Annotated in this window: 13 protein-coding genes, 3 rRNA genes and 1 riboswitch; of the genes, 13 read left to right on the forward strand and 3 right to left on the reverse strand. The window is 66.0% G+C overall.

Features of this window, described 5'->3' with window-relative positions:
* Nucleotides 1–80: 80 nt before the first annotated feature.
* Nucleotides 81–1,751 carry a phosphoenolpyruvate--protein phosphotransferase gene (ptsP, locus tag A6P39_RS34110; protein WP_067038995.1) on the reverse strand — a complete coding sequence of 557 codons (1,671 nt, stop codon included), beginning with the start codon at nucleotides 1,749–1,751 and terminating at the stop codon, nucleotides 81–83.
* Between the two features lie 78 nt (nucleotides 1,752–1,829).
* Complete coding sequence (locus tag A6P39_RS34115; protein ID WP_067038994.1) at nucleotides 1,830–2,279, reverse strand: PTS sugar transporter subunit IIA; 450 nt, start codon at nucleotides 2,277–2,279, stop codon at nucleotides 1,830–1,832.
* Nucleotides 2,280–2,826: 547 nt separating this feature from the next.
* Between A6P39_RS34115 and A6P39_RS34120 the strand changes: the two genes are divergently transcribed.
* From A6P39_RS34120 to A6P39_RS34180, 13 genes are all read left to right on the forward strand, one after another.
* A 16S ribosomal RNA gene (locus A6P39_RS34120) occupies nucleotides 2,827–4,351 on the forward strand.
* Nucleotides 4,352–4,651: 300 nt separating this feature from the next.
* Nucleotides 4,652–7,761 (forward strand): 23S ribosomal RNA (locus A6P39_RS34125).
* Nucleotides 7,762–7,846: 85 nt separating this feature from the next.
* Nucleotides 7,847–7,963: ribosomal RNA gene (rrf, locus tag A6P39_RS34130) — 5S ribosomal RNA — on the forward strand.
* The 16S, 23S and 5S rRNA genes sit together here, the layout of an rRNA operon.
* Before the next feature lie 108 nt (nucleotides 7,964–8,071).
* A complete protein-coding gene (locus tag A6P39_RS34135; protein ID WP_067049888.1) occupies nucleotides 8,072–8,680 on the forward strand; it encodes a CDP-alcohol phosphatidyltransferase family protein in 609 nt (202 codons plus the stop codon).
* Nucleotides 8,681–8,793: 113 nt separating this feature from the next.
* On the forward strand, nucleotides 8,794–11,289 hold the full coding sequence (locus A6P39_RS34140; protein WP_067049891.1) for a mannose-1-phosphate guanyltransferase: 2,496 nt from the start codon (nucleotides 8,794–8,796) through the stop codon (nucleotides 11,287–11,289).
* Nucleotides 11,290–11,412: 123 nt separating this feature from the next.
* Entirely contained in the window at nucleotides 11,413–12,330 is a 918-nt protein-coding gene (locus A6P39_RS34145) for a DUF881 domain-containing protein (RefSeq protein ID WP_107304418.1), read from the forward strand.
* Nucleotides 12,327–12,659 carry a small basic family protein gene (locus tag A6P39_RS34150; RefSeq protein ID WP_031174261.1) on the forward strand — a complete coding sequence of 111 codons (333 nt, stop codon included), beginning with the start codon at nucleotides 12,327–12,329 and terminating at the stop codon, nucleotides 12,657–12,659. Before A6P39_RS34145 ends, A6P39_RS34150 begins: the two co-directional genes overlap by 4 nt.
* Before the next feature lie 5 nt (nucleotides 12,660–12,664).
* Nucleotides 12,665–13,501 (forward strand): DUF881 domain-containing protein, encoded by an 837-nt coding sequence (locus A6P39_RS34155; RefSeq protein ID WP_067049935.1) that lies wholly within the window; start codon nucleotides 12,665–12,667, stop codon nucleotides 13,499–13,501.
* A gap of 484 nt (nucleotides 13,502–13,985) precedes the next feature.
* The gene (locus tag A6P39_RS45600) at nucleotides 13,986–14,522 is read left to right on the forward strand and encodes an FHA domain-containing protein (protein ID WP_067049896.1); all 537 of its coding nucleotides are present in this window, start codon (nucleotides 13,986–13,988) and stop codon (nucleotides 14,520–14,522) included.
* Nucleotides 14,523–14,565: 43 nt separating this feature from the next.
* Nucleotides 14,566–15,303 carry a transcriptional regulator FtsR gene (gene ftsR, locus A6P39_RS34165; RefSeq protein ID WP_067049899.1) on the forward strand — a complete coding sequence of 246 codons (738 nt, stop codon included), beginning with the start codon at nucleotides 14,566–14,568 and terminating at the stop codon, nucleotides 15,301–15,303.
* Nucleotides 15,304–15,378: 75 nt separating this feature from the next.
* Entirely contained in the window at nucleotides 15,379–15,852 is a 474-nt protein-coding gene (locus A6P39_RS34170) for a bifunctional nuclease family protein (protein WP_026253112.1), read from the forward strand.
* A gap of 263 nt (nucleotides 15,853–16,115) precedes the next feature.
* Complete coding sequence (locus A6P39_RS34175; RefSeq protein ID WP_107304419.1) at nucleotides 16,116–16,799, forward strand: MerR family transcriptional regulator; 684 nt, start codon at nucleotides 16,116–16,118, stop codon at nucleotides 16,797–16,799.
* 58 nt (nucleotides 16,800–16,857) lie between these two features.
* On the forward strand, nucleotides 16,858–18,288 hold the full coding sequence (locus A6P39_RS34180) for a DNA polymerase IV (protein WP_067049905.1): 1,431 nt from the start codon (nucleotides 16,858–16,860) through the stop codon (nucleotides 18,286–18,288).
* On the opposite strand, the gene A6P39_RS34185 is transcribed toward A6P39_RS34180, so the two are convergent.
* Nucleotides 18,210–18,581, reverse strand: coding sequence for a PRC-barrel domain-containing protein (locus A6P39_RS34185; protein WP_067049909.1), 372 nt, complete (start codon nucleotides 18,579–18,581; stop codon nucleotides 18,210–18,212). The genes A6P39_RS34180 and A6P39_RS34185 overlap by 79 nt on opposite strands.
* A gap of 119 nt (nucleotides 18,582–18,700) precedes the next feature.
* Nucleotides 18,701–18,795: riboswitch (glycine riboswitch) on the forward strand.
* The last annotated feature ends 51 nt before the right edge of the window (nucleotides 18,796–18,846 follow it).

Below are 18,846 nucleotides of genomic sequence, written 5' to 3' on the forward strand. Positions count from 1 at the left end.
GAACGCATCAGGGGCGCCCCACCCAAGGCGGGACGCCCCTGAACCCGGCACACCGGATGCACGCCGGACGGTACGTACGGCTACTCGCCGGACAGCACCGCCTGAGCCGCGCTGCGCGCCTCCTCGGCGCTGTCCGCGGCACGCGCGGCCGCGGCGGCCCGCTCGCACTGCGCCAGCGTGTACTTCGCCAGCGTCGCCCGGACATAAGGAATCGACGCCGCACCCATGGACAGGGAGGTGACGCCCAGACCGGTCAGCACACAGGCCAGCAGCGGATCCGACGCGGCCTCACCGCACACACCGCAGCTCTTGCCCTCGGCCTTGGCCGCCTCGGCGGACAGCGTCACCAGGTCGAGCAGCGCCGGCTGCCACGGGTCCTGGAGACGGGACACCGCGCCGACCTGCCGGTCGGCGGCGAAGGTGTACTGCGCGAGGTCGTTGGTCCCCAGCGACAGGAACTCGACCTCCTGCAGGATCGAACGCGCCCGCAGCGCAGCCGACGGGATCTCCACCATCGCGCCGAACTTCGCCCGCAGCCCTGCCTCACGGCAGGCGTCCGCGAACGCCTTCGCGTCCGCGCGGTCCGCCACCATGGGCGCCATGACCTCGAGGTAGACGGGCAGCCCCTCGGCGGCCTTGGCCAGCGCGGTCAGCTGCGTGCGCAGGACCTCGGGATGGTCCAGCAGCGTCCGCAGACCCCGCACACCGAGCGCCGGGTTCGGCTCGTCGGAGGGAGTCAGGAAGTCCAGCGGCTTGTCCGCACCGGCGTCCAGCACCCGCACGACCACACGGCCCTCGGGGAACGCCTCCAGCACCTGCCGGTAGGCCTCCACCTGCTTCTGCTCGGAAGGAGCGTTCTTGCTGTCGTCCAGGAACAGGAACTCGGTACGGAACAGACCGACACCCTCGGCCCCGGCCTCCACCGCGGCCGGCACGTCCGCCGGCCCGCCCACGTTGGCCAGCAGCGGCACCTTGTGGCCGTCGGCCGTCGCACCCGGCCCGGTCGACGCGGCCAGCGCGGCCTTGCGCTCGGCGGCCGCGGCCGCCAACTCCGCCTTCTTCGCCTCGCTCGGGTTCACGAAGATGTCGCCGGTGCTGCCGTCCACGGCGATCACCGTGCCCTCGGCCAGTTCACCGGCACCCGGCAGCGCCACGACCGCCGGCACACCCAGCGCCCGCGCAAGGATCGCGCTGTGGCTGGTCGGCCCGCCCTCCTCGGTCACGAAACCGAGCACCAAAGACGGGTCCAGCAGCGCGGTGTCGGCAGGAGCCAGATCCCGCGCCACGAGCACATAGGGCTCGTCGCTGTCCGGAACACCCGGCATCGGCACGCCCAGCAGCCGGGCGACGATACGATTCCGCACGTCATCGAGGTCGGCCACGCGACCGGCGAGGTACTCACCCGCACCGGCCAGCAGCTCGCGGTACGCCGCGAACGCGTCGTACACGGCACGCTCGGCCGTGCTGCCGACGGCGATCCGCCGGTCCACGTCGGCCATCAGCTCGGGGTCCTGCGCCATCATGGCCTGCGCCTCGAGCACGGCCTGTGCCTCGCCGCCCGCCAGATTGCCGCGCGCCATCAGATCGGCGGCGACGGCGTCCACGGCCTGGCGGGCCCGCCCCTGCTCCCGCTCCGCCTCTTCCGCGGGGATCGACTTGGCCGGCGGCTCCAGCACCGCCGTACCCATGTGCCGAACCTCGCCGATGGCCACGCCATGGCTCACACCCACGCCTCGCAGCGTTGTCTCCATCTCACCCGTCTCCGATAGTGCGGCGGGTCCCGCCGCCGCGGTGGTTGTCCTGAATGCCGCCCTCGGGCGGCACTGCCGTCAGTTCCAGGCGAAGAGGCTGTCGCCGGCCTTCACGTCACCGCTGTCGCGGAGTTCGGAGAGGGACTCGGCCGTGGCTTCGAGCGCAACGACGGGGCAGATGGGGGACTTGCCGGCCGCCTCGACGGCGGAGGGGTTCCAGCGCACGACGGCCTGCCCGCGCTGCACCGTGTCGCCCTTGTTGACGAGCAGCTCGAAGCCCTCGCCGTTGAGCTGCACGGTGTCGATGCCGAGGTGGGTGAGCACGCCGTGCCCCTCCGCGTCGACCACGACGAAGGCGTGCGGGTGCAGGGAAACGATGACGCCGTCCACGGGCGCCACGGCCTCGGAGGGCTCGCGCACGGGGTCGATGGCGGTACCCGGGCCGACCATGGCCCCGGAGAAGACCGGATCCGGCACGTCGGCCAGTCCGATGGCGCGTCCGGCAAGAGGGGACGACACGGTGGTCATGGGAAGCCTCCCAGGAGTGGAGCTGCTTACGGGCCGTCACTGCCAGTCCTGGACGGCGCTGAGCAGCAGCGTATGTCATAGGAAGTTGGGGTTCCGCATGGAAGCTACCAGGTAGTGGTCTAGACCACCAACCCCGCGGATTTGCACCGCGTTCAAGGCTCCGTGTACAGTCGTACTCCTGCTTGGGGCGGACGCGAAAGCGTGCCCGCTCAGCAGCATCCAAACTTGTCAGATCCTATCTCAGGGTCCCCTTGTGCATGTCTGCGGAGGGTGGTCAGGGAGACGGAAAAACCCTGATAGAGTCGGAAACACCGAAGGGAAGCCCGGAGGAAAGCCCGAGAGGGTGAGTACAAAGGAAGCGACCGTTCCTTGAGAACTCAACAGCGTGCCAAAAGTCAACGCCAGATATGTTGATACCCCGTCCGTCGGACCGTGTCCGATGGTCGAGGTTCCTTTGAAAAAACACAGCGAGGACGCTGTGAACCGAGGGGACTATTCCTCCTCTTGGTTCCGCTCTCGTGGTGTTCATCCCGATCACGGGAAAACATTCACGGAGAGTTTGATCCTGGCTCAGGACGAACGCTGGCGGCGTGCTTAACACATGCAAGTCGAACGATGAAGCCCTTCGGGGTGGATTAGTGGCGAACGGGTGAGTAACACGTGGGCAATCTGCCCTGCACTCTGGGACAAGCCCTGGAAACGGGGTCTAATACCGGATATGAGCCGGGACCGCATGGTTCTGGTTGTAAAGCTCCGGCGGTGCAGGATGAGCCCGCGGCCTATCAGCTTGTTGGTGAGGTAACGGCTCACCAAGGCGACGACGGGTAGCCGGCCTGAGAGGGCGACCGGCCACACTGGGACTGAGACACGGCCCAGACTCCTACGGGAGGCAGCAGTGGGGAATATTGCACAATGGGCGAAAGCCTGATGCAGCGACGCCGCGTGAGGGATGACGGCCTTCGGGTTGTAAACCTCTTTCAGCAGGGAAGAAGCGAGAGTGACGGTACCTGCAGAAGAAGCGCCGGCTAACTACGTGCCAGCAGCCGCGGTAATACGTAGGGCGCAAGCGTTGTCCGGAATTATTGGGCGTAAAGAGCTCGTAGGCGGCTTGTCGCGTCGGTTGTGAAAGCCCGGGGCTTAACCCCGGGTCTGCAGTCGATACGGGCAGGCTAGAGTTCGGTAGGGGAGATCGGAATTCCTGGTGTAGCGGTGAAATGCGCAGATATCAGGAGGAACACCGGTGGCGAAGGCGGATCTCTGGGCCGATACTGACGCTGAGGAGCGAAAGCGTGGGGAGCGAACAGGATTAGATACCCTGGTAGTCCACGCCGTAAACGGTGGGCACTAGGTGTGGGCAACATTCCACGTTGTCCGTGCCGCAGCTAACGCATTAAGTGCCCCGCCTGGGGAGTACGGCCGCAAGGCTAAAACTCAAAGGAATTGACGGGGGCCCGCACAAGCGGCGGAGCATGTGGCTTAATTCGACGCAACGCGAAGAACCTTACCAAGGCTTGACATACACCGGAAAACCCTGGAGACAGGGTCCCCCTTGTGGTCGGTGTACAGGTGGTGCATGGCTGTCGTCAGCTCGTGTCGTGAGATGTTGGGTTAAGTCCCGCAACGAGCGCAACCCTTGTCCCGTGTTGCCAGCAGGCCCTTGTGGTGCTGGGGACTCACGGGAGACCGCCGGGGTCAACTCGGAGGAAGGTGGGGACGACGTCAAGTCATCATGCCCCTTATGTCTTGGGCTGCACACGTGCTACAATGGCCGGTACAAAGAGCTGCGATACCGTGAGGTGGAGCGAATCTCAAAAAGCCGGTCTCAGTTCGGATTGGGGTCTGCAACTCGACCCCATGAAGTCGGAGTCGCTAGTAATCGCAGATCAGCATTGCTGCGGTGAATACGTTCCCGGGCCTTGTACACACCGCCCGTCACGTCACGAAAGTCGGTAACACCCGAAGCCGGTGGCCCAACCCCTTGTGGGAGGGAGCTGTCGAAGGTGGGACTGGCGATTGGGACGAAGTCGTAACAAGGTAGCCGTACCGGAAGGTGCGGCTGGATCACCTCCTTTCTAAGGAGCATCTAGCTGTCGCAAGACAGCCAGAGCCACTACGTCGGCGAATGATCGACGGTGGTCAGCTCATGGGTGGAACGTTGACTATTCGGTCTGGACCTCGGGTCGGTGGCTGCTAGTACTGCTCGTAAGAGCGTGGAACGCATGATCGCCGGACGGGACCTGGCCGGGCACGCTGTTGGGTGTCTGAGGGAATGATCTTCCTTCAGTTGCTTAAGTGCACTCACCGGATGTTCTGGTGGGGTGATGGGTGGCTGGTCGTTGTTTGAGAACTGCACAGTGGACGCGAGCATCTGTGGCCAAGTTTTTAAGGGCGCACGGTGGATGCCTTGGCACCAGGAACCGATGAAGGACGTGGGAGGCCGCGATAGTCCCCGGGGAGTCGTCAACCAGGCTTTGATCCGGGGGTTTCCGAATGGGGAAACCCGGCAGTCGTCATGGGCTGTCACCCGCTGCTGAACACATAGGCAGTGTGGAGGGAACGAGGGGAAGTGAAACATCTCAGTACCCTCAGGAAGAGAAAACAACCGTGATTCCGGGAGTAGTGGCGAGCGAAACTGGATGAGGCCAAACCGTATGCGTGTGAGACCCGGCAGGGGTTGCGCATGCGGGGTTGTGGGTTCTTTCTTCTGTCGTCTGCCGGCGGCAGGACGAGTCAGAAACCGTTGATGTAGGCGAAGGACATGCGAAAGGTCCGGCGTAGAGGGTAAGACCCCCGTAGTCGAAACGTCAGCGGCTCGTTTGAGAGATACCCAAGTAGCACGGGGCCCGAGAAATCCCGTGTGAATCTGGCGGGACCACCCGCTAAGCCTAAATATTCCCTGGTGACCGATAGCGGATAGTACCGTGAGGGAATGGTGAAAAGTACCCCGGGAGGGGTGAAATAGTACCTGAAACCGTGTGCCTACAAGCCGTGGGAGCGTCGGATGCAGCTTGCTGTATCTCGTGACTGCGTGCCTTTTGAAGAATGAGCCTGCGAGTTTGCGGTGTGTTGCGAGGTTAACCCGGGTGGGGAAGCCGTAGCGAAAGCGAGTCCGAACAGGGCGTTTTAGTAGCACGCTCAAGACCCGAAGCGGAGTGATCTAGCCATGGGCAGGTTGAAGCGGAGGTAAGACTTCGTGGAGGACCGAACCCACCAGGGTTGAAAACCTGGGGGATGACCTGTGGTTAGGGGTGAAAGGCCAATCAAACTCCGTGATAGCTGGTTCTCCCCGAAATGCATTTAGGTGCAGCGTCGTGTGTTTCTTGCCGGAGGTAGAGCACTGGATAGGCGATGGGCCCTACCGGGTTACTGACCTTAGCCAAACTCCGAATGCCGGTAAGTGAGAGCGCGGCAGTGAGACTGTGGGGGATAAGCTCCATGGTCGAGAGGGAAACAGCCCAGAGCATCGACTAAGGCCCCTAAGCGTACGCTAAGTGGGAAAGGATGTGGAGTCGCACAGACAACCAGGAGGTTGGCTTAGAAGCAGCCACCCTTGAAAGAGTGCGTAATAGCTCACTGGTCTAGTGATTCCGCGCCGACAATGTAGCGGGGCTCAAGCGTACCGCCGAAGTCGTGTCATTCATATATATAGCCCCAACGGGTGTATGGATGGGTAGGGGCGTCGTCTGCCGGGTGAAGCGGCACTGGAAGGTAGTCGTGGACGGTTGACGAGTGAGAATGCAGGCATGAGTAGCGATTCACACGTGAGAAACGTGTGCGCCGATTGACTAAGGGTTCCTGGGTCAAGCTGATCTGCCCAGGGTAAGTCGGGACCTAAGGCGAGGCCGACAGGCGTAGTCGATGGATAACCGGTTGATATTCCGGTACCCGCTGTGAAGCGTCAAACATCGAGCATCGTGATGCTAAGGCCGTGAAGCCGTTCCGGACCCTTCGGGAAAGGAAAGTGGTGGAGCCGCCGGACCAAGCGGTTAGTAGGTGAGTGATGGGGTGACGCAGGAAGGTAGTCCATCCCGGGCGGTGGTTGTCCCGGGGTAAGGGTGTAGCCCGAGTGGTAGGCAAATCCGCCACTCATGCAGGGTGAGACCTGATGCCGAGCCGATTGTGGTGAAGTGGATGATCCTATGCTGTCGAGAAAAGCCTCTAGCGAGTTTCATGGCGGCCCGTACCTAAACCGACTCAGGTGGTCAGGTAGAGAATACCGAGGCGTTCGGGTGAACTATGGTTAAGGAACTCGGCAAAATGCCCCGTAACTTCGGGAGAAGGGGGCCATTCCTGGTGAGGGACTTGCTCCTCGAGCTGGGGGTGGCCGCAGAGACCAGCGAGAAGCGACTGTTTACTAAAAACACAGGTCCGTGCGAAGCCGTAAGGCGATGTATACGGACTGACGCCTGCCAGTGCTGGAACGTTAAGGGGACCGGTTAGCTCCATTTCGGTGGGGCGAAGCTGAGAACTTAAGCGCCAGTAAACGGCGGTGGTAACTATAACCATCCTAAGGTAGCGAAATTCCTTGTCGGGTAAGTTCCGACCTGCACGAATGGCGTAACGACTTCTCGACTGTCTCAACCATAGGCCCGGTGAAATTGCACTACGAGTAAAGATGCTCGTTTCGCGCAGCAGGACGGAAAGACCCCGGGACCTTTACTACAGTTTGATATTGGTGTTCGGTTCGGCTTGTGTAGGATAGCTGGGAGACTTTGAAGCAGGCACGCCAGTGTTTGTGGAGTCGTCGTTGAAATACCAGTCTGGTCGTGCTGGATGTCTAACCTGGGTCCGTGATCCGGATCAGGGACAGTGTCTGATGGGTAGTTTAACTGGGGCGGTTGCCTCCTAAAGGGTAACGGAGGCGCCCAAAGGTTCCCTCAGCCTGGTTGGCAATCAGGTGTTGAGTGTAAGTGCACAAGGGAGCTTGACTGTGAGACCGACGGGTCGAGCAGGGACGAAAGTCGGGACTAGTGATCCGGCGGTGGCTTGTGGAAGCGCCGTCGCTCAACGGATAAAAGGTACCCCGGGGATAACAGGCTGATCTTCCCCAAGAGTCCATATCGACGGGATGGTTTGGCACCTCGATGTCGGCTCGTCGCATCCTGGGGCTGGAGTCGGTCCCAAGGGTTGGGCTGTTCGCCCATTAAAGCGGTACGCGAGCTGGGTTTAGAACGTCGTGAGACAGTTCGGTCCCTATCCGCTGTGCGCGTAGGAGTCTTGAGAAGGGCTGTCCCTAGTACGAGAGGACCGGGACGGACGAACCTCTGGTGTGCCAGTTGTTCTGCCAAGGGCATGGCTGGTTGGCTACGTTCGGGAGGGATAACCGCTGAAAGCATCTAAGCGGGAAGCCTGCTTCGAGATGAGGACTCCCACCCACTTGATGGGGTAAGGCTCCCAGTAGACGACTGGGTTGATAGGCCGGATCTGGAAGCCAGGTAACTGGTGGAGGTGACCGGTACTAATAGGCCGAGGGCTTGTCCTCAGTTGCTCGCGTCCACTGTGTTGGTTCTGAAACCACGAACGGCCCCATGTGCCACACATGGTGCGGCTGGACAGTTTCATAGTGTTTCGGTGGTCATAGCGTGAGGGAAACGCCCGGTTACATTCCGAACCCGGAAGCTAAGCCTCACAGCGCCGATGGTACTGCAGGGGGGACCCTGTGGGAGAGTAGGACGCCGCCGAACTCCTTTTGAAGCTCCGGCTCTTGGGCACTGCCCAGGGGCCGGAGCTTTTTTGCGTTGAGGTAAGGTCAGGGGGCATCGTTGGCTCGTTTTCGCACAGGAGGCCCCCGGGTGGAGGTCCAGGAGACCCGTGTCCAGACAGACCGGGTCCTCACCATCCCCAACATCCTCAGCATGGCGCGGCTCGTCGGCGTACCCCTCTTCCTGTGGCTGATCCTCAGGCCCGAGTTCGGGGGTCCCAAGAGCGATGGCTGGGCCCTCCTCGTACTGGCCTTCAGCGGGATCAGCGACTATCTCGACGGCAAGCTCGCCCGGCGCTGGAATCAGATCAGCAGCCTCGGCCGCCTCCTCGACCCCGCCGCTGACCGGCTCTATGTGCTTTCCACGCTGGTCGGTCTCACCTGGCGGGACATCCTGCCGCTCTGGCTGACCGCGCTGCTGCTGGCGAGGGAACTGGTTCTCCTGGTGATGGTGGGCGTCCTTCGCCGGCACGGGTATCCGCCGCCACAGGTGAACTTCCTCGGGAAGGCAGCGACCTTCAACCTGATGTATGCCTTCCCGTTGCTGCTCCTCAGTGACGGAAGTGGTTGGATCGCGTCACTCGCTGCTATTTTCGGATGGGCGTTCGCCGGATGGGGTACAACGCTGTACTGGTGGGCAGGAGTGCTCTACGTGGTACAGGTCCGCCGTTTGGTTCGCGCGGACGCCACGGCCGATTGAGCTCGGGGATTGTCCTGACGTAATGCCGCGATGGCCCGCAGTCGAAAAGTGCGGGACAATCAGGACGGGTGAAGTCGGCTGGACCGTCGTCTCTGGAGGAGGACGCTTCCGACATGAAGGCCGTCGTGATGGCCGGGGGCGAAGGCACTCGCCTGCGCCCCATGACCTCTAGCATGCCCAAGCCGCTCCTGCCCGTGGCCAATCGCCCGATCATGGAGCACGTGCTACGGCTGCTCAAAAGGCACGGGCTCACCGAGACCGTAGTCACCGTGCAGTTCCTGGCATCGCTCGTCAAGAACTACTTCGGCGACGGTGAAGAACTCGGAATGGAACTCACCTATGCCAATGAGGAGAAGCCACTCGGTACCGCCGGAAGCGTCAAGAACGCCGAAGAGGCGTTGAAGGACGACGCTTTCCTGGTCATCTCCGGTGATGCCCTGACCGACTTCGACCTCACCGAGCTGATCAATTTCCACAAGGAGAAGGGTGCACTGGTCACGGTCTGTCTGACCCGGGTGCCCAATCCGCTGGAGTTCGGCATCACCATCGTCGACGAAGAAGGCAAGGTCGAACGATTCCTGGAGAAGCCGACCTGGGGTCAGGTCTTCTCCGACACGGTCAACACGGGCATCTACGTCATGGAGCCCGAGGTCTTCGGCTATGTCGAACCCGATGTTCCGGTCGACTGGTCCGGAGACGTCTTTCCGCAGTTGATGAAGGAAGGCAAGCCGATTTACGGCTATGTCGCCGAAGGCTACTGGGAGGACGTCGGCACGCACGAGAGCTATGTGAAGGCCCAGGCGGATGTGCTCGAGGGCATGGTCAGCGTCGACATCGACGGGTTCGAGATCTCACCCGGAGTGTGGGTGGCGGAAGGCGCCGAGGTGCATCCCGACGCCGTGCTGCGCGGGCCGCTGTACATCGGCGACTACGCGAAGGTGGAAGCCGGCGCGGAGATCCGTGAGCACACCGTCGTCGGATCGAATGTCGTCGTGAAGAGCGGTGCCTTTCTGCACAAGGCCGTCGTGCACGACAACGTGTACGTCGGCCAGCACAGTAATCTGCGGGGCTGTGTCGTCGGGAAGAACACCGACATCATGCGTGCCGCCCGTATCGAGGACGGCGCGGTCATCGGTGACGAGTGCCTGATCGGTGAGGAATCGATCGTTCAGGGCAACGTCCGCGTCTACCCGTTCAAGACCATCGAGGCCGGCGCGTTCGTCAACACCTCGGTCATCTGGGAGTCCAGAGGCCAAGCCCAGCTGTTCGGCGCCCGTGGCGTGTCCGGCATCCTGAACGTCGAGATCACCCCCGAGCTGGCGGTGCGGCTCGCCGGGGCCTACGCGACCACCCTGAAGAAGGGCTCCACCGTCACCACCGCCCGCGACCACTCCCGCGGTGCCCGTGCGCTGAAGCGGGCGGTCATCTCCGCGTTGCAGGCCAGCGCCATCGACGTACGCGACCTGGAGAACGTGCCGCTGCCCGTGGCCCGGCAGCAGACCGCGCGCGGCAGTGCCGGCGGCATCATGATCCGGACCTCGCCCGGTGTCCCGGACTCGGTCGACATCATGTTCTTCGACGGGCAGGGCGCCGACCTGTCGCAGGGCGGGCAGCGCAAGCTGGACCGGGTGTTCGCCAGGCAGGAGTACCGGCGGGCGTTCCCCGGCGAGATCGGCGACCTGTACTTCCCGGCCAGCGTCTTCGACTCGTACACGGGCACGGTGCTGCGCAACGTCGACACCACCGGGATCGCCGAGTCCGGCCTGAAGGTCGTCGTGGACGCCGCCAACGGCAGCGCCGGGCTGGTACTGCCCAGCCTGCTCGGCAAGCTCGGCGTGGACTCGCTGACCATCAACCCCGGTCTGGACGAGTCCCGGCCCACGGAGACGGCCGAGGTGCGGCGCAACGGACTGGTGCGGCTGGGCGAGATAGTGGCTTCCTCGGGCGCCGCCTTCGGCGTGCGGTTCGACCCGGTCGGCGAGCGGCTGTCGCTCGTGGACGAGAAGGGCCGGATCATCGAGGACGACCGGGCGTTGCTGGTGATGCTCGACCTGGTGGCCGCGGAGCGGCGCAGCGGGCGCGTGGCGCTGCCCGTGACCACGACGCGGATCGCCGAGCAGGTGGCCGCCTATCACGGCACACAGGTCGAGTGGACCACCACCTCGCCCGACGACCTCACGCGCGTGGGGCGCGAGGAAGGGACCATCTTCGGTGGTGACGGCAAGGGCGGCTTCATCGTCCCCGAGTTCAGCGGCGTCTACGACGGTACGGCGGCCTTCGTACGGCTGATCGGGCTCGTGGCCAGGACGCAGCTCACGCTCAGCCAGATCGACGCGCGGATCCCGCGGGCGCATGTCCTCAAGCGGGACCTGGCCACACCATGGGCCGTCAAGGGTCTGGTCATGCGGCGGGTGGTCGAGGCCGCAGGGGATCGCTTTGTCGACACGACCGACGGCGTGCGTGTCGTCGAGACGGACGGGCGCTGGGTGATGGTGCTGCCCGACCCGGCCGAGGCGGTCACTCATCTGTGGGCCGAGGGACCCGACGACGCCTCCGCGCAGGTTCTGCTGGACGAGTGGTCGGCCGTCGTGGACAGCGCCGGGCGGTAGCGGACCGCACAGCACCGATGGGATGGACCCACGTACGCGTGCGTGCCGGACAAGTGTCCCCAAGGGGGCCCTGTCCGGCACGTCGGTGGGGCCATTCGGAGGTACGGCCCACGACATGCGACGATGTGCGGCATGCCGCAGCAACCCCCCGTTCGGAGCAGCCCTTCGCGGCCGCAGCGCCCGGACGCCTCCATGTCGTTGATCACCAACGTCATGGATCACAGCCTCGACGACGGGTACGCCGAGGCCGCCGCCCGGAAGAAGTCCCAGGACGAGGGTGGGCTGCCCAAGACGCTGAGGGCGAAGCTGGGCCTGGCGGGCGGGCTGGTCCTCGCGGCGCTGGTCGTCACCCTCGGCGCGGCACAGGCGCGCGTGGCCGCACCCGTGGTGGCCAAGGAGCGTCAGGAGCTGATCGACCGCGTCGACAGCGAGACGGCGAGCGCGGACAAGCTGGAAGGCACCGTCGACAAGCTGCGTGACGACGTCGGCGCGCGCCAGCGGGCCGCGCTGAAGTCGAGCGGCGGCAGCGGGCAGGCCGATCTGGTGGGCATCCTGGCAGGCGCCACCGACGTGCACGGGCCGGGCGTCAAGCTCGTCGTGAACGACGCCAAGGAGGCCAGCACCGGCGGTGACGGGACCAATCCGCGGGAGACCTCGGGCTTCTCCGACAGCGGCCGGGTACGGGACCGCGACATGCAGCGCGTGGTCAACGGGCTGTGGGCCTCCGGGGCCGAGGCAGTCTCCATCAACGGTCAGCGGCTGACGGCGCTGTCCGCGATCAGAGCCGCGGGCGACGCGATACTGGTCGACAACAGGCCGCTGGTGCCGCCGTACACGGTGCTGGCGGTGGGGAACGGGGCGAAGCTGAGCACCGCGTTCCAGAACAGCGCGGACGGGCTGTATCTGCATGCTCTGGAAGACAACTTCGGCATCCGCGCCACCATTTCCACCGAGGGCGACGTCCGGTTGCCCGCCGCACCGAGTGTGATCGTCCGTACCGCACAGCCGGGCACCGAGAAGACTGAGAAGGGCACATCGTGATCGCCGTACTGGGCCTCGTCGTAGGAGTCGTGGCCGGCCTGTTGGTCCGGCCCGAGGTTCCGGCGGTCGTCGAGCCTTATCTGCCGATCGCCGTCGTCGCGGCGCTGGACGCCGTGTTCGGCGGTGTGCGGGCCATGCTCGACGGGATCTTCGACGACAAGGTCTTCGTGGTGTCGTTCCTGTCGAACGTGGTCGTCGCCGCCCTGATCGTGTTCCTGGGCGACAAGTTGGGTGTGGGTGCGCAGCTGTCCACGGGTGTCGTGGTGGTCCTGGGTATCCGGATCTTCTCCAACGCCGCGGCGATCCGGCGTCATGTGTTCCGGGCGTGACGTCGATGAGCGAGCAGAACGAGCAGCCGGAGAACAGGCTGCGCAAGGAGTTGCCGGCCGAGGTGCCGCCCGTGGGTCCCGAGCCCCGGGAGACGCCCGGCGAGAAGCCGGCACAAGCGCTGACCGGACGGCAGCGGCTGGTCAAGGGTCTGTGGCCGCCGCGGTTCACCCGTGCCCAACTGATCGTCGCGCTGCTCCTGTTCGGCCTCGGCTTCGGGCTGGCCGTGCAGGTGGCCTCCAACAGTGACACCGACAGCGCGCTGCGCGGCGCACGGCAAGAAGATCTTGTGCGCATCCTCGATGAACTGGATTCGCGTACTCAGCGTCTTGAGGACGAGAAGCAGGGACTCGAGAAGCAGCGGTCGGAACTGCAGAGCAGCTCCGACCAGGCGGCGGAGGCCCGCAAGCAGACGGCCGAGAAGGAGAGGCAACTCGGCATTCTGGCGGGCACCGTGGCGGCGCAGGGTCCCGGCATCACGATGACGGTCGGGGACACGAAGGGGACGGTCAAGGCGGACATGCTGCTCGACGCGATCCAGGAGCTGCGCGCGGCGGGGGCCGAGGCGATCCAGCTCAACGGGGTGCGGGTGGTCGCGAACACCTACTTCTCGGATTCCGGCAACGGCGTGAGCGTCGACGGGAACAAGATCAACGCTCCCTATCGTTTCCAGGTCATCGGCAAGCCGGAGGATCTGGAGCCGGCGCTGAACATCCCGGGAGGAGTGGTGCAGACCCTGGAGAAGGAGCAGGCCACGGTGACGGTGGAGCGCTCGGGCAAGATCGTCGTGGGCGCCTTGCGACAGGCGAAGCGGCCTGACTACGCTCGGTCGTCCTCCCAGTGAACCGGTGGTGCATGGGGGACGTCCGGCAGGGGCATGAGGTTGCGGGGGGTCGGCGCACCGAAGGCGTGGTGCGTGGTGGAAACTGTCTGGTGGATACGGACGTTGTGAGAATGTCCGGCTCGGTCGGTGAAGGCAATCAGGGTTCGTCCTGCCCCACGGGCGGGTCTGTTTCGGTCAAGGGGAATCGCCCGTGAAGTTGTTTGCGAAGTTGTTCGGCAAGAGCGCGCGTGAGGGCAGCGACAACGCGACCGCCCGTCATCGCGCCCAGCCCGACGCGGAGGGCCAGCGCCCGCTGTTCCGGGACCAGGTCGGTGGTCCGGGCGGTGACATTTCCGGAGGTCAGGGCGGGGCGTCGGTTGACCCTGCCCAGTCCGGCGGCATAGGTTTCGGACAACCGTCAACCTCAGGTGCGGGTGGAGGGTTTGCCTCCGGCCCGTACGCGTCCAACGCCCCCGCGGGGCAGCCGCGGCAGGAGGATCCGTCCATGTCGGTCCTGGTGTGTACGAGGTGCGGTAACCGCAACGCGCAGAACGCCCGCTTCTGTTCCAATTGCGGTGCGCCGCTGCGCCCCGGAGTGGCGCCGGAGCGTGCCTCCGAGACGACGTCCACGATCTCGATCTCCGGTCTCGAGGCCTACGACGCCGAGGTGACCGGCCAGACCCAGGTGCCGATGCTGTCGCCCGAGGCGCAGGCCGCGGTCGACGCGCTGCCGATGGGCTCAGCCCTGCTGGTGGTGCGCCGTGGGCCGAACTCCGGCAGCCGTTTCCTGCTGGACGCCGACCTGACGACGGCCGGCCGGCATCCGCAGAGCGACATCTTCCTCGACGACGTGACGGTCTCGCGTCGCCATGTGGAGTTCCGCCGCTCCCCGGACGGCTCGTTCACCGTCGCCGACGTGGGCAGCCTGAACGGCACGTACGTCAACCGCGAGCCGATCGACCAGGTCGCCCTGCACAACGGCGACGAGGTGCAGATCGGCAAGTACCGGCTGGTGTTCTACGCGAGCCGGCAGGGCATCTGACCCGCCCCCGGACCGGTGTCCGGGGGGACCCCAGGGAAGGTCCATGCTTCAAACACCGAGTGGCGGTGCCGGAAGCGGTACCGCCGCCAGGGACAGTGGGCTGATGAGCATCGGCGCGGTGCTGAACGCGCTGCGCGACGAGTTCCCCGAAGTCACCATCTCCAAGATCCGTTTCCTGGAGTCGGAGGGGCTCATCGAGCCGCAGCGGACCCCTTCGGGGTACCGGAAGTTCAGCGCCGGGGACGTCGAGCGCCTGGCGCACGTGCTGAGGATGCAGCGGGACCACTATCTGCCGCTCAAGGTGATCCGTGAGCACCTGGACGCCATGGCGCGGGGAGAGGCCGTCCAGCTGCCCGTCGTCGGGCGTCAGCGCACCCATGAGGATCTTCGGGAGCCGCCGGCGGCGCCCACGGTCGCCAGGGTCGGCAGGTCCGAGCTGCTGGCGGCGGCGGACGTCGACGAGGGCGAGCTGAAGGAGTGGGAGTCGTACGGACTCGTCGTTCCCCTGGCGGACGGGGCGTACGACGCCGAGGCGGTCACCGTGGCCGCGCTCATCGCAGAACTGGGCCGGTTCGGGATCGAGCCGCGCCACCTTCGGGTGATGAAGGCCGCCGCCGACCGCGAGGCCGGACTGGTCGAGCAGGTGGTGGCCCCGCTCAAGCGCCACCGCAACCCGCAGACCAGGGCGCTGGCCGAGGCCCGTACGAAGGAGCTGGCGACGCTCACGGTGAAGCTGCACGCGGCCCTCGTGAAGACGGCTCTCGGGGTGCGGCTGCCCTGACAGCCGGGGTCCGGATCGGGCACCTGTTCCCGGCCCGACTACCCAAACGTCCCGGGCACGGCCTAGGGTTGCTGTGTGAACGAGCTCGATGTCGTAGGTGTCCGGGTCGAAATGCCCTCCAACCAACCGATCGTGCTCCTGCGCGAAGTGGGGGGCGACCGTTACCTCCCCATCTGGATCGGGCCGGGGGAGGCGACGGCGATCGCTTTCGCCCAGCAGGGTATGGCCCCCGCCCGGCCGCTGACGCACGACCTGTTCAAGGACGTGCTGGAGGCGGTCGGCCAGGAGCTGACCGAAGTACGCATCACCGATCTGCGGGAGGGCGTCTTCTACGCGGAGCTGGTGTTCGCCAGCGGGGTCGAGGTCAGCGCCCGTCCCTCCGACGCCATAGCGCTGGCCCTGCGCACCGGAACGCCGATCTACGGCAGTGACACGGTGCTGGACGACGCGGGCATCGCGATTCCGGACGAGCAGGAGGACGAGGTCGAGAAGTTCCGCGAGTTCCTCGACCAGATCTCGCCCGAGGACTTCGGCACCAGCAGCCAGTGATCACGACCGGCCGGCCACGGCGCGCGGCCGGTGAGCGAGGGCTCTCGCGGCCTCGTGCGGGCGGTGGGGCCGGGCATGTGCCAGCGGCCATTGAGGGCGTCCTACGGCCCCCCGCGAGTGCATTCGGCTAGCCTTTCCCCGCGGTGGGGCACGGGAAACCACTCCTAGGGTGATTATCACTCGGCGTGCCGAGTGTGGCGATCGTTGACGCACCCCTGGTGACTGCCTACCGTCGAGAAGGCAGGTCAAGGACGGAGGTCGGCGTGAGAACGAGCGGCGACGGTACGGCTGGGGGTGCCCCCGGACGCGGGTTCGGGGAGAGCGGTCCGTACGCTCCCCCTGGCCCTCAGCTGCGTTCGAACGGGGGTTACCCCCAACCGAACAGCGCGGTCGACCACGCTCCTCAGCGGCCGACGGTGGTGCCGAACGGCGGAGGGGCGGCGTCCATGGCATCCGAAGAGATCGGCTACCGCGGTCCCACGGCCTGCGCGGCCGCGGGCATCACCTACCGGCAGCTCGACTACTGGGCGCGCACCGGCCTGGTCGAGCCGAGCGTGCGGCCCGCCTACGGGTCGGGCACCCAGCGGCTGTACAGCTTCCGGGACGTGGTCGTCCTGAAGATCGTGAAGCGGTTCCTGGACACCGGGGTCTCGCTGCAGAACATCCGCACGACCGTCCAGCACCTCAGGGAACGCGGTTTCCGCGATCTGGAGCGGATGACCCTGATGAGCGACGGCGCCACGGTCTACGAGTGCACGTCCCCGGACGAGGTCCACGCCCTGCTCCAGGGCGGTCAGGGCATCTTCGGGATCGCCGTCGGCGTGGTGTGGCGGGACGTGGAAAGCGCGCTCTCCCAGCTGCACGGCGAACGCGTCGACACGGGCGAGACCCTCGTCGGGCACAACCCCGCGGACGAGCTGGCCCGCCGCCGCAACCGGGCGGTCTGACCGCCGGCCGCTCTCCCGCTCCAGGGCATTGTCAGTGCCGTGGTGCAGCATCGGAGGTGTGAGACACGCGCCGACCATCCTGCATCTCGACATGGATGCCTTCTACGCCTCGGTGGAGCAGGCATCCAAGCCGAGCCTTCGCGGCAAGGCGGTCGTCGTGGGCGGGCTCGGACCGCGCGGGGTGGTGGCCACCGCGTCGTACGAGGCGCGGGTCTTCGGGGTGCATTCGGCGATGCCCGTGGGCCAGGCCCGCCGGCTGGCACCCAACGCCGCGTACCTGGTGCCGCGCTTCGGGCTGTACCGGGCGGTCAGCGAGCAGGTGATGGCCCTGCTGCGGGAGCTGTCGCCGCTGGTGGAGCCGCTCAGCCTGGACGAGGCGTTCGTGGACCTGGAGGCCGGCGGGACGGCCTGGGACGAGGAGTCGGCGCGGCTCGCCGGGATCAAGCTGCGTGCGGACATCCGGGCGGTCACGGGGCTCACCGGGTCGGTGGGGCTCGCCGCCTCCAAGATGCTCGCGAAGATCGCCTCCGAGCAGGCCAAGCCCGACGGCCTGGTCATCATCGAGCCGGGCTCCGAGCGGGCGCTGCTGGGGCCGATGCCGGTGCGGACCCTGCCCGGGGTCGGCCCGGCCACCGGCGACCATCTGCGCAGGGCCGGGATCACCACGGTCGAGGAACTGGCCGAGGCGGGTGAGGACGAGCTGGTACGGCTGCTCGGCAAGGCGCACGGGCACGCGCTGTACGCCATGGCGCTGGCCCAGGACGAGCGGCCGGTGGTGGCCGAGCGCGAGGCGAAGTCGGTGTCGGTCGAGGACACCTACGACGTGGACATCCACGACCGGCTGCGCATCGCACTGGAGGTGCAGCGACTCGCCGACCGGTGCGTGGGGCGGCTGCGCGGGGCGGGGCTGTCCGGGCGGACCATCGTGCTGAAGGTGCGGCGGTACGACTTCTCGACCCTGACCCGCTCCGAGACGCTCAGAGGGCCCACGGACGATCCTGCGGTGGTCCGTGAGGCGGCCGCGCGGCTGCTGGACTCCGTGGACACCACGGGTGGGGTGCGGCTGCTCGGTGTGGGCGTCTCCGGGCTCGCCGACTACACGCAGGAGGACCTGTTCGCGCAGGCCATGCCCTCGCGGGCGGCACAGGCGCCGGAGGAGCCCGTGGCCGAGGCCGCCCCGGAGCGGCCGGAGCCCGTCGAACGGCACTGGCGCGCGGGACAGGACGTACGGCACGCCGAGTACGGCCCCGGCTGGGTGCAGGGGAGCGGGCTGGGGCGGGTCACGGTGCGGTTCGAGACGCCGCAGTCCCCTCCGGGGCGGGTGCGGACGTTCTCTGTCGACGATCCCGCGCTGGAGCCGGCCGAGCCGTTGCCGTTGGTCCTGGCGGAAACCCGGGTTCCGCTCGAGGCTCAGGACTCCTCCGACCCCGCCAGCTTGCCGAAGTCGTGGTCCGGGACCGACGGTGGTGCGGCCGTGTCGAGGCCGTAGTGGTGGTAGAGCTGGAGTTCCTGCTGGGGGGAGAGATGGCGGCCCACGCCGAAGTCCGGGGCGTCCTTGATGAGGGCGCGGTCGAAGGGGACGTGGAGGGTGCCCTCGACGAGTTCGCTCGGCTCCAGAGGGACGAACGCGTCGCGGGAGAACAGGCCGGTGCGTATGGCCGCCCACTCGGGCACACCGGTCGCGTCGTCCAGGTACACCTCGTCGACGGTGCCGATCTTGGTGCCGTTGCGGTCGAACGCCTTGCGGCCGATCAGGTTGCGCGGATCGATGTCGGTCTGCACGGTCCCTCTCCCTCCACGTGGTCGCAACTCATCCGTAAGCACTACAAAAGAGCACATTCACGGAGGCGGCCACTCGAGGGCTCGGGCGTTGACCTCGCTGGTAGTCTGACTTCGGCTGCTGAACCCGTGCGGGAGAGTCCTCCGACCACCTCGGAGGCGCCGAAGGAGCAAATCCTCCCCGGAATCTCTCAGGCTCACGTACCGCACGGACGAGGTCACTCTGGAAAGCAGGGCGGATGTCGACGGCTTCCGCTCTCACCGACGG

The sequence above is a fragment of the Streptomyces sp. FXJ1.172 genome (assembly GCF_001636945.3).
Classification (GTDB): domain Bacteria; phylum Actinomycetota; class Actinomycetes; order Streptomycetales; family Streptomycetaceae; genus Streptomyces.

What these genes read in the sequence shown, in the direction of transcription:
- ptsP (WP_067038995.1), bottom strand. Translation starts at nt 1,751, where the DNA reads ATGGAGACAACGCTGCGAGGCGTGGGTGTGAGCCATGGCGTGGCCATC.
- A6P39_RS34115 (WP_067038994.1), bottom strand. Translation starts at nt 2,279, where the DNA reads ATGACCACCGTGTCGTCCCCTCTTGCCGGACGCGCCATCGGACTGGCC.
- A6P39_RS34140 (WP_067049891.1), top strand. Translation starts at nt 8,794, where the DNA reads ATGAAGGCCGTCGTGATGGCCGGGGGCGAAGGCACTCGCCTGCGCCCC.
- A6P39_RS34145 (WP_107304418.1), top strand. Translation starts at nt 11,413, where the DNA reads ATGTGCGGCATGCCGCAGCAACCCCCCGTTCGGAGCAGCCCTTCGCGG.
- A6P39_RS34155 (WP_067049935.1), top strand. Translation starts at nt 12,665, where the DNA reads ATGAGCGAGCAGAACGAGCAGCCGGAGAACAGGCTGCGCAAGGAGTTG.
- A6P39_RS45600 (WP_067049896.1), top strand. Translation starts at nt 13,986, where the DNA reads ATGTCGGTCCTGGTGTGTACGAGGTGCGGTAACCGCAACGCGCAGAAC.
- ftsR (WP_067049899.1), top strand. Translation starts at nt 14,566, where the DNA reads ATGCTTCAAACACCGAGTGGCGGTGCCGGAAGCGGTACCGCCGCCAGG.